The organism is Arthrobacter sp. NPDC080086 (assembly GCF_040702285.1).
Genome location: NZ_JBFBKP010000099.1, coordinates 1 through 13,254, shown reverse-complemented (window position 1 = coordinate 13,254; position 13,254 = coordinate 1). Strand labels below are relative to the sequence as shown.

Sequence of the window (13,254 nt, the reverse complement as noted above, 5' to 3'; positions counted from 1 at the left end):
TTTATATTAATATATAGGGTATTCGTATTAGAAGCGTGACACAAGTCCTTGTGCGTCTCCGGCCGCAGCCCCCCCCCCGTCGTCCGGGTCCTGCGCCCTTTGTGCGTGATAGGCGAGGATCTGCAGTTCGGTGGCCATGTCCACCTTCCGCAGGTTCACCCCGTCCGGGACCTGAAGCATCACCGGGGCAAAGCTGAGAATGCTGCGTACCCCGGCGGCCACCACCCGGTCACAGACGCTTTGGGCGACGGCGGCGGGCAGCGCCAGGACCACCATGTTGGCGCCGGTGCGGTGCAGGACCGCTTCGAGGTCGGCGGCGTCGCTGACCCGCAGCCAGCCCACCTCGCTGCCGATCACCATCTGGTCGGCGTCGAGGATGGCGACGATGTCGAAGCCGCGGGATTCGAACCCGCCGTACCGGGCCAGCGCCTTGCCCAGGTTGCCGGCGCCGACGATCGCGACCTTCCAGTCCCGGGTCAGTCCCAGAGCCGCGGCAATGTGCTGGTTCAGGTACTGCACCTCATAGCCGACGCCGCGGGTGCCGTAGGAGCCGACGTAGGACAGGTCCTTGCGGAGGGTGGAGGAGCTGACCCCGGAGGCCTCGGCGAGCGATTCGGACGAGACCCGGTCCACTCCCTCGGACAGGAGCGTGGTGAGGGCGCGCAGATAGAGGGTCAGCCGCGCCACGGCCGCGGGCGGGATTTGCTTGGCGGCTGCGCCGGCACCCGCGGCCAGGGCGCCGGGTGCGGGGTCCAGCGAGGTCACTATCTGCTCCATCGAGTTCTGTTGTCTTCCCACTCTAGGGCCGGGCGACTTCGGCCCACAAAGCAGCGGCGGCCGGCCGGCTTATCAGTGCCAGGCTGAATGACCTGCTCAGTGGCCGGTGCCGAGCGCGCGGGTAAGGGTCCGCGTCAGCCGCGCCTCATCGATCCGCCAGAAGTCGCGCTGCACCCCGTCCACCAGCACCACCGGAATCTCCTCGGCGAAACGCTCACGCAGGGCCGCGTCGTCGTCGATCGACTGCTCGGACCACTCCAGGCCCAGCGCGGCGGTCACCCGGGTCACGGCGTCGCGCGCGTCCTCGCACAGGTGGCAGTTCGGCTTGGTGATGAGGACGACGGCGGGACTGGGCGCCTGGTGCGGGTCGGTGCTGGCCATGGTTTAACGGTAGCCGGGCGCCGGCGCCGTCGTCGACGCAGCCCTGGTCCGGCCCGACGAAGGTGCCGTGCCCCTCTCTCCCGCAAGGTTTGCAGGGCTTTTCGGCCCGCTCCTACGGTGCGGCGGACGGCTCCGATCACGGGGATGCCTGCCGCATTGACTAGACTCGTGGCATGTCCGAGGAGAAGATCGTCGCCGTCGCCGCGCGGACGGCAGCGTCACCGAAGCACGGCGAAGCTGCCTTCTTCGACGTCGACAACACGCTGATGCGCGGCGCCAGCCTCTTCCACGTGGCACGCAAAATGCACCAGCGCGGGGCGTTCACCCTCCGCCAGGCCGCAGGGTTTGGCTGGAAACAGCTGATGTTCGTCTGCCGCGGTGAGAACCTCGAGGACGTCCATGCCGTCCGCGATACCGCCCTCAGCCTGGCCTCCGGCTTCACCGTCAAGGACATCGAGGCCCTCGGCGAAGAGGTCTACGACGAGATGATCGAGTCCCGGATCTGGCCCGGCACCAAGGCCCTCGCCGAACAGCACCTGCGGATGGACCGCCCGGTCTGGCTCGTCACCGCGACGCCGATCGAGGTGGCCACGGTGATCTCCACCCGGCTGGGCCTCACCGGCGCACTCGGCACCGTGGGCGAGATCCACGAGGGCTCCTACACCGGGCGGCTGGTGGGCGACATCCTGCACGGTCCGGCCAAGGCCGTCGCCGTCCGCCGCGTCGCCGAGGAGCAGGACCTGGACCTGTCCCGCTGCTGGGCTTACAGCGACTCGCACAACGACATTCCCCTGCTGAGCATGGTGGGCCACCCGGTGGCGATCAATCCTGACGCCCGGCTGCGCCGCCACGCCCGCGAGAACAACTGGCCGGTCTACGATTTCCGGTCCGGCCGCCGGGCCGCGACCCTGGGCCTGAAGGCGGCCACGGTCGGCGGCGCCATCTACGGCCTCTGGCGCAGCTACTCCCGCTTCCGCGGCCCCACCGCCTAAGCTCGCCCGGTTTCCGCTGCGGTTGCGGACCGAGGCGGCGCTCCCCCGGATGGGACAGCCCCGGCGTCACCGTTTCCGCTACGGTTCCGGACGGAGGCGGCGGATTCGGACCGGCGCACCCCGGGTCCGGTATGCGCTGGTCCGAAATCGGTGCGGATTTCCCCGAGCGCCGCGGATTCCGCGCCCCAGCCTCAAAGCACACCGCCCCGGTTGACCCTCGTCCGGGCAAAGAAAATGCCCGCTGCCGGAAGGCAACGGGCATTTCACGCTGAACGAAGTATCTCTACTTCTTGTTGCGGCGCTGGTGGCGGGTCTTGCGAAGCAGCTTGCGGTGCTTCTTCTTGGCCATACGCTTGCGACGCTTCTTAATAACTGAACCCACGAAAGTTCCTTACCGGCTAGATGCAGTACCTGCCCGTTGGGAAGTGTCCGCGGGCTTAGCAGCAGACTGAAACAACTGACAGGTTCTTACAATGACGTTAAACGTTCCTTAACAGGGTACCGCCTCCGCGGCCCGCACCACGACCGCGGCCCGGGCAGGGGTGAAGCGCGGCCCGGGCTGAACGGCGGCGGGCTCAGGCCGTTTCGGTGTGCCCGTCGACCACAGCACCCTTGAGGTACTGTTCGACGGCGCTTTCCGGAACCCGGTAGGAGCGGCCAAAACGCACCGCCGGCATTTCACCGGAGTGCACCAGGCGATACACGGTCATCTTGGATACGCGCATGACCTCCGCGACCTCGGCCACAGTGAGAAAGCGCGCGTTGGAGAAGTTGGCCTCCGAAGACATTTCCCTTATTCCTTTTGCTCAAGCGAACGGCTGCCCCGTCTGAACGACATGGCGGTGTGCCGATGCTGAGCCATCAAACAACCATGTGCTAGATACTCTAGGGGTTTCTGGTGCCAATGTGAAAGAGTTCCTCAGGAATTGGACAGGACTATTCCGCCGTAAGCCGGTCCCGGCGGGCCCGGGCCGAAGCCGCCAGCTGGTCCAGCACGGACGCCGTGACGTCCCAGTCCATGCAGGCGTCCGTCACGCTCTGGCCGTAGGTCAGGTCGTCGGTCCCGGCGGCGTGCGCGTCGACGTCGAGCGCCTGCGCCCCGCCCACCAGGAAGCTCTCCAGCATCACGCCGCCGATCGCCGCCGCGGACGCCCCGCCGTTTTCCAGCTGCGCGCCGATTTCCATGGCCACCTCGGCCTGCCGGTGGTGGTTCTTGCCGCTGTTGGCGTGGCTGGCGTCCACGATCAGGCGCGGGTTCAGCTGCCGTCCGGCCAGCTTGGCGGAGGCGTCCGCGACGTCGGCGGCTGCGTAGTTCGGGCCGCCGCTGCCGCCGCGCAGAATGACATGCGTGTCCGGGTTGCCGGCGGTGCTGACCATGGAGGCCCGGCCCTCGCCGTCAATGCCGAGGAACGCCTGGGCGGCACCGCCCGCGCTGCACGCGTCGAGCGCCACCTGCAGGCCGCCGTCGGTGCCGTTCTTGAACCCGATCGGCATGGACAGGCCCGAGGCGAGCTGGCGGTGGATCTGGCTCTCGGTGGTGCGGGCGCCGATGGCACCCCAGGACACCAGGTCGGCCATGTACTGCGGGCTGATCGGCTCCAGGAACTCCGTGGCGGTGGGCAGTCCCAGGGCGGTGACCTGGCGCAGGAACTGCCGCGCGGCCCGCAGGCCGCCCGCGATGTCGTGGCCGCCGTCGAGCCCCGGATCGTTGATCAGGCCCTTCCAGCCCACCGTGGTCCGCGGCTTCTCGAAGTAGGTGCGCATCACGATCAGCAGGTCCCCGCGGTGCTTCTCGGCCTGGCTGACCAGCCGGCGGGCGTATTCCAGGCCGGCCTTGGGGTCGTGGATCGAGCAGGGGCCCACGATCACCAGGAGCCGGTCGTCGACGCCGTCCATCACCGCGCGTACCTCGTCCCGGCCGCGGGCGACGACGTCGGCGCAGCGCTCGTCGAGCGGCAGGTCGGCAATCATCGCCTGCGGGGTGGGCAGCGGGGTGAAGTCGTTGATCCGCAGGTCAGAGGTGGACTGCTGGCGGGCCGGGGCTGCTTCGATGCTCATGATGGGTCCTGTTCCGGATGGGGAGCGGGCCCTGATCAGAACCCGCCGGAGAAATGGCGAAGGGCAGAGAATGATCTCTGCCCTGTTGGCTCTGAAGGAAAGTTGGATGCGTGTCAGTTAGACGCGGGCCCCTCCAGAGCCAACGAAAAATACGCATACCAACGGTTAGTCATGGCAATGACCATAGCGCCGCGGCCGGACTCCCCGCAAAAGCAGCCCGTAACATTCGCCCGGGCGGACGATGGTTGAACCGTAAGCCCCGCTGTCCTACAGTGTGGTTAGACCACATGATCCCGGGCCTGCTTCCCGTGATCCATGGACCATGGCATGCAGCGAATTCCAACGACCGACACCGCAATCCACAGCCTGACAGACCCGGAGGCAGCAATGACGCAACCCGTAGGGACCACCAACCCCGAGGCGCCGACCACCCCGCAGGACACCGGAGCGGATGACGCTTCGGGCACCTTCCACGACGGTGTTGGCGCGGGCTCCGGCGCACCGGCCGCCCAGCCGGCGGGCCCCCAGGCACCCGCCCTGCCTGACGCGCTGCCGGATGCCCTGCGGCGCAGGATCCCGAAATACGCGGACCTGGCGCCGCTGATGCAGTTCAAGAAGCCGGAACTCGGCCGTGCCGCCCGCCTCCGCCGCGCCAGCACCATTTGGGACCTCCGCGCCATCGCCAAGCGGCGGACGCCCAAGGCCCCGTTCGACTACACGGACGGCGCCGCCGAGGCCGAGATCACCCTGAACCGCGCCCGGCAGGCATTTCAGGACATCGAGTTCCGTCCGGGCGTTCTCCGTAATGTCTCGGCCGTTGACCTGGGCACGGACATCCTGGGCAAGGCCTCGAGGCTGCCGTTCGGCATCGCCCCCACCGGCTTCACCCGGATGATGCAGTCCGAGGGCGAGTACGCCGGTTCCCGGGCGGCCGCCGCGGCAGGCATCCCGTACACTCTCTCCACCATGGGCACCGCCTCCATCGAGGACGTTGCGGCCGCCGCGCCGGAGGGCCGCAACTGGTTCCAGCTCTACCTCTGGACGGACCGGGACCGCTCACTCGAACTGATCGAACGAGCGGCGAAGGCCGGGAACGACACCCTCATGGTCACCGTGGACACAGCCGTCGCCGGGGCCCGGCTGCGCGACGTCCGCAACGGCATGACCATCCCGCCGGCCCTGACGCTGAAGACGGTCCTGGACGCCTCCTACCGGCCGGAATGGTGGTTCAACTTCCTCACCCACGAGCCGCTCACGTTTGCCTCGCTTTCGCGGTACACCGGCACGGTGGCCGACCTGATCAACTCGATGTTCGACCCCACCCTGACCTTCGAGGACCTGGACTGGCTCCGGGAAACCTGGAAGGGCAAGCTGGTGGTCAAGGGCATCCAGACCGTCGACGACGCCCGCAAGGTCGTGGACCACGGGGCCGACGGCGTCGTGCTCTCCAACCACGGCGGCCGGCAGCTGGACCGCGCCCCGATCCCCTTCCACCTCCTGCCGGAGGTCACTGCGGCGCTCCGTTCCGACAACAGTGACGCGGCCGTCATCCTGGACACCGGCATCATGAGCGGCGCGGACATCATCGCGGCACTGGCGATGGGGGCGGACTTCACGCTGATCGGACGGGCCTACCTCTACGGGCTGATGGCGGGCGGCCAGGCCGGCGTGGAGCGGGCGATCGAGATTCTGGCCACCGACATGCGCCGCACCATGGCGCTCCTGGGCGTGAGCCGGATCGCGGACCTGACCCCGGACCACGTGCACCTGCTGCAGCGGTAGGAGCGGCCCCCAGAGGAGACACACATCAGGCCGCCATGAACATTCATGGCGGCCTGAGTCGTGCTGTCGGAGTCCTGCGGCCCGAGTCGTGCGGTCGCGGGTTACTTCTTGCGGCCGAACTTCGGCAGGTTGGCCAGCAGGTCCGCGGCGCGGGTTGCGGCGCGGCCCACGGTCCGGCCGATCTGCTGCGGCCGCCGGTCCTCGGCCACGGCTCCCGGAGCTAGTGTTCCGTCGGGCAGGGTGCCGACCGGGAGCGCGACGGCGGGGCTCAGCGAGCTCTCCGCGGGGAGTTCCGTGGGACGGCCGCTGCCGGCCGGGGTTCCGGTGACGGCCTCGGCCAGGGTCCCGGGTGCCTCGGCCGGCGACGCGGCGGACGCGGCATCGACCGGCGCGGCGGAGAACGCGGGCGCGGTAACTGCGGGTTCGGCGGGAGCAACGCCGTCGAACGTGCCCAGCCACGAGGCGACGTCGGCGAGGGGCCCGGGGTTAAGCGCGTAGTAGCGCTTCTGGCCCTGCGCCCGCATGCTGACCAGGTCGGCCTCGCGCAGGACCTTGAGGTGCTTGGTGATGGTGGGCTGGCTGGCCTCGAGTTCCTGCACCAGCTCCCCCACGGCCTTGTCCCCGTCGCGGAGGGCCATCAGGATCTCCCGGCGGGTGGACTCTGCAATGACGGCAAATACGTCGTCTGTCACCATGCCCTCCACCCTAGCGACATATACGCCGGATGGCATCCACCGGGCGGGGCCGGGTTCAGTCGAACCAGGGGTCCAGGCCGTAGAGCGGGAAAACTTCCTTACGGGTGGCCATGACGGTGCGGTCAACGGCGTCGTTGGGATCGAAGCCGACCTCCCAGGAGCGCCACCAGAGATCGACGTCGTCGCCCATCACCGTGGGCGGCTCCACGCCGTACTTCGCCCCGTACGTGTCCCTGACGTGCTGGCGCCAGTCCTCCGGAACGGGGGTGCGTAGCGGCACCGGGCGGCCGGCGGCGATCGCCACCAGGTGGCTCCAGGAACGGGGCACCACGGTGATGACGTTGTACCCGCCGCCGCCGGTGGCGATCCACCGATTGTCGCAGTAGCGGGCGGCGAGGCCGGCGACGGCGGAGGCCGCCTCCCGCTGGCCGTCCACGCTGATGTTCAGGTGCGTCAGCGGGTCCAGCCTGTGCGAGTCGCAGCCGTGCTGGCTGACGATCACCTCGGGTTCGAACGCCCCGACCAGCTGCGGCACGACGGCGTGGAAGGCGCGCAGCCAGCCGGCGTCGCCCGTCCCGGCCGGGAGGGCCACGTTCACGGCGCTGCCCTGGGCGTTGGGGCCGCCGATCTCGTTGGCGAACCCGGTGCCGGGGAACAAGGTCAGCCCGGTCTCGTGCAGCGAAATGGTGAGTACCCGCGGGTCGTCCCAGAAGATGCTCTGGGTCCCGTCGCCGTGGTGGGCGTCGACGTCGACGTACGCCACCCGTTGCACGCCGCCGTCAAGCAGCCGCTGGATGGCGAGGGCTGCGTCGTTGTAAATGCAGAAGCCGCTGGCCCGCTCACGGGACGCGTGGTGCATGCCGCCGCCGAAGTTCACAGCACGGACCGCGCTGCCGTCCAGAATGGCGCCGGCCGCCAGCAGCGATCCGCCCGCCAGGCGCGCGCTCGCCTCGTGCATCCCGGCGAAGGCGGGGTCGTCCTCGGTTCCGAGGCCGCGCTTCTCATCCGGCGTGGCGGGATCGGCGCTGACGCGGCGGACGGCGGCGATGTAGTCCTCACTGTGAACGGCGGCGAGCTCGGCGTCGGTGGCGACCTCCGGGGCGGCCACCGTGACGTGGTCGAGGTCCAGCAGGCCGAGGCTCCGGGACAGCCGGGCAGTCAGTTCCATCCGCTCCGGCGCCATCGGGTGACTGTGGCCGAAGTTGTACGCCGTCATAGCGGAGTCCCACACCACCGTCGTTGGTAATGCGGCCTGGGCGAGTCCGGGCAGGAAAGTCATCCCTCACAGGCTACCGGAGCGCACCCCCTCCCCCGTCCGACCGCGGAATATAGTGGTTTACTACTGTGGACGCCGTTTCAACCGAGGACAAACCGCACATGAAGCAAAGCCAGTCGAGGTCACCCCACCCGGCCAGCTGGCACCCCGGCCAGCCGGAGCGGGAAGGGTTGTGGATCCTCACCCGGCTGCGCGACTTCGTGGACGACATCGCGAACACGTCCCCGGCACGGCTGGCGGTCACCGCGTTCGCCGTCGTCGTCCTCGTCTTCACCGCCCTGCTCTCGCTGCCCGTTTCCTCCGCCACAGGCCAGGCCACCCCGCTGCACCAAGCCCTATTCACGGCCGTCTCCGCGGTCTGCGTGACCGGCCTGACCGTGGTGTCCACGGCCGTGCACTGGTCCTTTTTCGGGCAGCTCGTGATCCTGGTGGGGATCTTCGTCGGCGGCCTCGGCACACTGACCCTCGCGTCCCTGCTCGCCCTGGTGGTGAGCAAGAAACTCGGCGTCCGCGGCAAGCTCATCGCCCAGGAGGCCATGAACAACGCCGGCCGGCTCGGTGAGGTGGGCACCCTGCTGCGGATCGTGATCGTCACCTCCGTGGTGATCGAGGCGGTCCTCGCCGCCGCGCTGGTGCCGCGGTTCCTGTCCCTGGGCGAGAGCTTCGGACAGTCCCTCTGGCACGGGATCTTCTACTCCATTTCCGCCTTCAACAACGCCGGGTTCACGCCGCACTCGGACGGGATCGTGCCCTACGAGACGGACCTGTGGATCCTGGTTCCGCTGATGCTGGGCGTCTTCCTGGGCAGCCTGGGCTTCCCGGTGGTGATGGTGCTCCAGCAGAACGGCCTGAACTGGAAGAAATGGAACCTGCACACCAAGCTGACCATCCAGGTCTCGCTGATCCTCCTGGCCGCCGGCGCCGTCCTGTGGGGCCTGCTGGAGTGGAACAACGTCCGCACCATCGGCAGCATGAGCGTGGGCGACAAGATCACGCACTCGCTGTTCGCCTCCGTCATGACCCGCTCCGGCGGCTTCAACCTGGTGGACCAGAACCACATGGATTCGGCCACCATGCTGCTCAGCGACGCCCTGATGTTCGCCGGCGGCGGCTCGGCGTCGACGGCGGGCGGCATCAAGGTCACCACCATCGCCGTGATGTTCCTGGCCATCGTGGCCGAGGCCCGCGGTGACGCCGACGTGAAGATTTACGGCCGCACCATCCCGGAGGGCACCATGCGGGTGGCCATCTCGGTGATCGTCGCCGGCGCCACCCTGGTGGCCGTGTCCGCGCTCCTGCTGCTGCAGATCAGCGGTGCCACCCTGGACCGGGTCCTGTTCGAAACGATTTCCGCCTTCGCCACGGTGGGCCTGAGCACCAACCTCAGCGCCGAACTGCCGCCGGCCGGCGTCTATGTCCTCACCGTGCTGATGTTCGCCGGCCGCGTCGGGACCGTCACGCTCGCGGCCGGGCTGGCACTGCGCCAGCGAAGCCAGCTGTACCACTACCCGGAAGAGAGACCGATCATTGGCTAGTTCCTCAGGCGCCGTCAACCGCCCCGCCCACAATGCCCCGGTCCTGGTGATCGGACTGGGCCGCTTCGGCGCGTCCACCGCCGAACAGCTCGTCAAGCAGGGCCGCGAGGTGCTGGCGATCGAACGCGACCGCACCCTGGTGCAGAAGTGGTCCAGCGTCCTCACCCACGTGGTGGAGGCCGACGCCACCAACATCGACGCCCTCCGCCAGCTCGGCGCGCAGGAGTTCAGCTCCGCCGTCGTCGGCGTGGGCACCTCGATCGAATCGTCCGTGCTGATCACCGTCAACCTGGTGGACCTCGGGATCGAGCACCTCTGGGTCAAGGCGATCACGCCCTCGCACGGCAAGATCCTCACCCGGATCGGCGCCAACCACGTGATCTACCCGGAGGCCGACGCCGGCGTCCGTGCGGCGCACCTGGTCTCCGGCCGGATGCTGGACTTCATCGAGTTCGACGACGACTTCGCGATCGTCAAGATGTACCCGCCGCGGGAGACCGTGGGCTTCACCCTGGAGGAATCCAAGGTCCGGTCCAAGTACGGCGTGACGATCGTGGGCGTGAAGTCCCCCGGCGAGGACTTCACCTACGCCCGGCCGGAGACCAAGGTTTCCGCCCGGGACATGCTGATCGTCTCCGGCCACGTGGACCTGCTGGAACGGTTCGCCGCCCGGCCGTGAGGGCCGGCGGCGGACGATTGCGGCGGCATTCGACGACGGCGGGACGGGCGAGGCGCGCCCGTCATTCCGCGCCCTTGGCCGCCTTCGCCGCGGCCTTCGCGGCCTGCTTGCTGGCCCGAACCTTGACCAGGGAGTCGGGGTCGACGATGTCCGCCACGGACAGGTAGGCGTCCGCCTGACCGTAGTGCCCGGCGGCCTCGCGCCAGCCTTCGGCCTTGAGGCCGCACTGCTTGCCCAGCAGCGCCAGGAAGATCTTCGCCTTCTGTTCGCCGAAACCCGGGAGGGCCTTGAGCCGGCGGAGCACCTCGGCGCCGTCGGGCTCGCCCTGGGTCCAGATCGCGGTGGCGTCCCCGCCCCACTCCTTGTCCACGGTCTCGGCCAGCGCCTGGACCCGGCCGGCCATGGAGCCGGGGAACCGGTGCACGGCGGGCTTTTCCTTGAAGACCTCGACGAAGTCTTGCGGGTCGTAGCCTGCGATGGTGCCGGGCTCCAACGATCCGATCCGGGTGCGGATCTTCTCCGGCCCGGCGAAGGCGGACTCCATGGTCACCTGCTGGTCCAGCAGCATGCCAGTGAGCAGGGCGAAGGCGTCGTCGCTGAGGAGCTTGTCCGCGGCGGCGTCGCCGGTGATGTGCAGTTCCATGCGTGCTGTCCTGTCCGTGTGCGGGTGGGGTGGGGTGTCAGCCCAGCTGTTTGGTGATCTCGGCGGCGCGCTCCGCGGCCGCACGGGCGCCGGCGGCGATGATGCCGGGCAGCCCCTGCTCGTCGAAGGTAGCGATCGCGCGTTCGGTCGTCCCGTTCGGGCTGGTCACCGCGATCCGCAGGGCAGTGGGGTCGGCGCCGGGTTCGGCGAGCATCAGGCCGGCACCGGCCACGGTCTCCCTGGCCAACAGCTTGGAGAGCTCCGGGTCCAGGCCGAGCTCGACGCCGGCGGCGGCCATCGCCTCGGCAAGGTAGAAGGCGTACGCCGGGCCGGAGCCGCTGACCGCGGAGAGCGCGTCCACCTGGGATTCCGGGATCTCGACGACGGTGCCGACCGCGGCGAAGATGTCCTTGGCCTGCTGCAGCTGTTCCGCCGAGCAGTGCGTCCCGCCGGAGAGGGAGACGACGCCGCGGCCCAGGCGGGCGGGCGTGTTGGGCATGGTGCGGATCACCGGCTGCCCGGCCGGCAGCGCCGCCTCCAGCTGCTCCAGGGACACGGCCGCGGCGACGCTGACCACCAGCGTGTCCGGGGAGAGCGCGCCGCTGATCTCCCGGGCCAGCGCCGCGGTTCCCACGGGCTTGACGCCAAGGATCACGACGTCGGCACCGGTGGCGGCCTGCACATTGTTCTCGGGTTCCTCTTCACCGGCGATCGCGGTGATGCCGGTGTGCCGTTCGGCCAGTTCCGCGGCCCGCCCGGCCCTCCGCACGGTGGCGACGATGTCCGCGGGATCGGTCCCGCCGGCGATCAGTCCGCCCAGGATTGCCTCGTTCATTGACCCACAGCCCAGGAAGGCGATTCGGTTGCTCATGCCCCCATCATTGCAGTCGGCCCCGATTCACAGCCAGCTCACAACTCCGGGCCAGCTTGCTCCCATCCTCGGCCCCTACCGTAGTGAGTACCTCATCAAGAGGGTGCGAGTGATGCAGCAGGCATGCGGATGCCTGCCCCGGCACCGGTCGTCAGCAGCGGGTTTCCCCCATTTTCCCGCGAGCGACGGCCGGTGCTTTCGCGTTAACGAACGGTTCGGGGCGGGGCGTTCGACGACGGCGTCCCGGCGCCCTCCCGGGCGGGGACAGCCCGGCTAGTGTTTCTTGTCTTTCTTGCCGTTGCCCTTTTTGTGGCCGTCCTTCTTCTCGCCGTCGTGCTCCTTGTCCTTCTTGCCGCTGTCCTTCTCGTCGTCGTCGTTCGAGTCGTCGTCCTCGTCCTTCTCGTCGTCGTCCGGGGCCTGCAACTCGGCGGGCTGGCTGGCCAGGGCCACGTGGGGCGGGGGCTCCAGGGGCCCCTCGGTGACCAGCTGGTCCAGCCGGCGAAGGATCAGGCCCTCGCGCAGCGCCCAGGGGCAGATCTCCAGGCTGGGGAACTCGAACATTTCCAGGGCGGCCTCCGCCACGAGCGCGCCGGCGAGCAGCTGGGGTGCCCGGGCCTCGGAGACGGCGGGCAGGTGCAGGCGGTCCTCGATCTCCATGGCCGAGATGCGCTGCGCCCAAAGCCCCAGGTCCGTGGCGTAGAGCTCGCGTTTGACGTAGGGACCGGCGCCGCTCGGGGCCGCGCCGGCGATTCGGGCCAGCGACCGGAAGGTCTTGGAGGTGCCGGCCACGTGGTTGGCCCGGCCCAGGCTCTGGAACTCCTTGACGACGGGTTTCAGGGTCTCCCGGATGTAACCGCGCAGGTCCTTGACGCTCTTGGCGGAGGGCGGGTCCTCGGGCAGCCAGTCGCGGGTCAGGCGGCTGGCGCCGAGCGGGACGGACATGGCCAGCTCCGGCAGCTCGTCCTCGCCGTAGGCCATTTCGAAGGAGCCGCCGCCGATGTCCAGGTTGAGCATGGGCCCGGCACCCCAGCCGTACCAGCGGCGCACGGCGAAGAAGGTCATGGACGCTTCCTCGCTGCCGCTGAGTTCGCGCAGCGTCACGGTGGTCTCGTGCTTGACGCGGGCCAGGACCTCGCTGCCGTTGGTGGCCTCGCGGATGGCGGAGGTACAGAAGGCCAGCAGGTCCTCGGCCTTGTGCTTGGCGGCGAATTCCCAGGCCTCGAGGACGAACTCCACGAGCTCGTTCTGGCCGTCGTCGCTGATGTTGCCGTCGCCATCCAGATGCTGGACCAGGGAGAGGGAGCGCTTGTGCGAGGCGAAGGCCACCGGCCGGGCGCCGGGATGGGCGTCCACGAGGAGAAGGTGGACGGTGTTGGACCCTATGTCGAGTACGCCTAGTCGCATAGGCACATTATTGCCCGGCGGGTACCGGCGGCCTAAAGAGCCGCGCCCGCGGACCACTGGTGGTCCGCGGGGGCGGGTGGGGGGCGGGTGTTTGGGGGCGGGGGCGGGCCCGGGCGAGGGGGCGGGGGTGTAGTGGCGGGGAGAGTTGGGCGCACCCCCCC

At 69.1% G+C, this 13,254-nt stretch carries 14 protein-coding genes; 4 read left to right on the top strand and 10 right to left on the bottom strand.

Translation table 11 applies throughout. The annotated features are described in order from the left end of the window. Positions 1-27: 27 nt before the first annotated feature. Positions 28-777 carry a redox-sensing transcriptional repressor Rex gene (locus tag AB0305_RS20800; RefSeq protein WP_366173895.1) on the bottom strand — a complete coding sequence of 250 codons (750 nt, stop codon included), beginning with the start codon at positions 775-777 and terminating at the stop codon, positions 28-30. A gap of 96 nt (positions 778-873) precedes the next feature. Further along, positions 874-1,158, bottom strand: coding sequence for a glutaredoxin family protein (locus tag AB0305_RS20795; RefSeq protein WP_364133776.1), 285 nt, complete (start codon positions 1,156-1,158; stop codon positions 874-876). A 173-nt stretch (positions 1,159-1,331) separates the two neighbouring features. Between AB0305_RS20795 and AB0305_RS20790 the strand changes: the two genes are divergently transcribed. Further along, positions 1,332-2,150, top strand: a complete 819-nt coding sequence (locus AB0305_RS20790) for an HAD-IB family hydrolase (RefSeq protein WP_364133778.1) — start codon at positions 1,332-1,334, stop codon at positions 2,148-2,150. A gap of 283 nt (positions 2,151-2,433) precedes the next feature. Here the strand turns inward: AB0305_RS20790 and AB0305_RS20785 are convergent, their stop codons facing one another. The 3 genes from AB0305_RS20785 to AB0305_RS20775 form a co-directional block, all read right to left on the bottom strand. Continuing rightward, complete coding sequence (locus AB0305_RS20785; RefSeq protein WP_003792170.1) at positions 2,434-2,532, bottom strand: AURKAIP1/COX24 domain-containing protein; 99 nt, start codon at positions 2,530-2,532, stop codon at positions 2,434-2,436. A gap of 193 nt (positions 2,533-2,725) precedes the next feature. Continuing rightward, on the bottom strand, positions 2,726-2,938 hold the full coding sequence (locus tag AB0305_RS20780; protein WP_290256124.1) for a helix-turn-helix domain-containing protein: 213 nt from the start codon (positions 2,936-2,938) through the stop codon (positions 2,726-2,728). Positions 2,939-3,086: 148 nt separating this feature from the next. Continuing rightward, positions 3,087-4,208 carry a 3-deoxy-7-phosphoheptulonate synthase gene (locus tag AB0305_RS20775; protein WP_364133782.1) on the bottom strand — a complete coding sequence of 374 codons (1,122 nt, stop codon included), beginning with the start codon at positions 4,206-4,208 and terminating at the stop codon, positions 3,087-3,089. A 387-nt stretch (positions 4,209-4,595) separates the two neighbouring features. Here AB0305_RS20775 and AB0305_RS20770 point away from each other — a divergent pair, with 387 nt between their 5' ends. After that, positions 4,596-5,990 (top strand): alpha-hydroxy-acid oxidizing protein, encoded by a 1,395-nt coding sequence (locus tag AB0305_RS20770; RefSeq protein WP_290256126.1) that lies wholly within the window; start codon positions 4,596-4,598, stop codon positions 5,988-5,990. A gap of 101 nt (positions 5,991-6,091) precedes the next feature. Here the strand turns inward: AB0305_RS20770 and AB0305_RS20765 are convergent, their stop codons facing one another. Further along, a complete protein-coding gene (locus AB0305_RS20765) occupies positions 6,092-6,685 on the bottom strand; it encodes a metalloregulator ArsR/SmtB family transcription factor (protein WP_364133785.1) in 594 nt (197 codons plus the stop codon). Between the two features lie 55 nt (positions 6,686-6,740). Further along, the gene (locus tag AB0305_RS20760; protein ID WP_364133788.1) at positions 6,741-7,964 is read right to left on the bottom strand and encodes an acetoin utilization protein AcuC; all 1,224 of its coding nucleotides are present in this window, start codon (positions 7,962-7,964) and stop codon (positions 6,741-6,743) included. Positions 7,965-8,062: 98 nt separating this feature from the next. Here AB0305_RS20760 and AB0305_RS20755 point away from each other — a divergent pair, with 98 nt between their 5' ends. After that, the gene (locus tag AB0305_RS20755) at positions 8,063-9,496 is read left to right on the top strand and encodes a potassium transporter TrkG (RefSeq protein WP_364133791.1); all 1,434 of its coding nucleotides are present in this window, start codon (positions 8,063-8,065) and stop codon (positions 9,494-9,496) included. Further along, on the top strand, positions 9,489-10,175 hold the full coding sequence (locus tag AB0305_RS20750; protein WP_290256130.1) for a TrkA family potassium uptake protein: 687 nt from the start codon (positions 9,489-9,491) through the stop codon (positions 10,173-10,175). Before AB0305_RS20755 ends, AB0305_RS20750 begins: the two co-directional genes overlap by 8 nt. 61 nt (positions 10,176-10,236) lie before the next feature. Here the strand turns inward: AB0305_RS20750 and AB0305_RS20745 are convergent, their stop codons facing one another. The 3 genes from AB0305_RS20745 to AB0305_RS20735 form a co-directional block, all read right to left on the bottom strand. After that, positions 10,237-10,818, bottom strand: a complete 582-nt coding sequence (locus AB0305_RS20745) for an HhH-GPD-type base excision DNA repair protein (RefSeq protein ID WP_364133794.1) — start codon at positions 10,816-10,818, stop codon at positions 10,237-10,239. A gap of 37 nt (positions 10,819-10,855) precedes the next feature. After that, positions 10,856-11,689, bottom strand: a complete 834-nt coding sequence (gene proC / locus AB0305_RS20740; RefSeq protein WP_364133797.1) for a pyrroline-5-carboxylate reductase — start codon at positions 11,687-11,689, stop codon at positions 10,856-10,858. Positions 11,690-11,962: 273 nt separating this feature from the next. Then, entirely contained in the window at positions 11,963-13,093 is a 1,131-nt protein-coding gene (locus AB0305_RS20735; RefSeq protein ID WP_364133799.1) for a Ppx/GppA phosphatase family protein, read from the bottom strand. Positions 13,094-13,254 lie beyond the last annotated feature (161 nt).

Coding starts and splice junctions, on each gene's coding strand:
- AB0305_RS20800 (WP_366173895.1), bottom strand. CDS start 777: ATGGAGCAGATAGTGACCTCGCTGGACCCCGCACCCGGCGCCCTGGCC.
- AB0305_RS20795 (WP_364133776.1), bottom strand. CDS start 1,158: ATGGCCAGCACCGACCCGCACCAGGCGCCCAGTCCCGCCGTCGTCCTC.
- AB0305_RS20790 (WP_364133778.1), top strand. CDS start 1,332: ATGTCCGAGGAGAAGATCGTCGCCGTCGCCGCGCGGACGGCAGCGTCA.
- AB0305_RS20780 (WP_290256124.1), bottom strand. CDS start 2,938: ATGTCTTCGGAGGCCAACTTCTCCAACGCGCGCTTTCTCACTGTGGCC.
- AB0305_RS20775 (WP_364133782.1), bottom strand. CDS start 4,208: ATGAGCATCGAAGCAGCCCCGGCCCGCCAGCAGTCCACCTCTGACCTG.
- AB0305_RS20770 (WP_290256126.1), top strand. CDS start 4,596: ATGACGCAACCCGTAGGGACCACCAACCCCGAGGCGCCGACCACCCCG.
- AB0305_RS20765 (WP_364133785.1), bottom strand. CDS start 6,685: ATGGTGACAGACGACGTATTTGCCGTCATTGCAGAGTCCACCCGCCGG.
- AB0305_RS20760 (WP_364133788.1), bottom strand. CDS start 7,964: ATGACTTTCCTGCCCGGACTCGCCCAGGCCGCATTACCAACGACGGTG.
- AB0305_RS20755 (WP_364133791.1), top strand. CDS start 8,063: ATGAAGCAAAGCCAGTCGAGGTCACCCCACCCGGCCAGCTGGCACCCC.
- AB0305_RS20745 (WP_364133794.1), bottom strand. CDS start 10,818: ATGGAACTGCACATCACCGGCGACGCCGCCGCGGACAAGCTCCTCAGC.
- proC (WP_364133797.1), bottom strand. CDS start 11,689: ATGAGCAACCGAATCGCCTTCCTGGGCTGTGGGTCAATGAACGAGGCA.
- AB0305_RS20735 (WP_364133799.1), bottom strand. CDS start 13,093: ATGCGACTAGGCGTACTCGACATAGGGTCCAACACCGTCCACCTTCTC.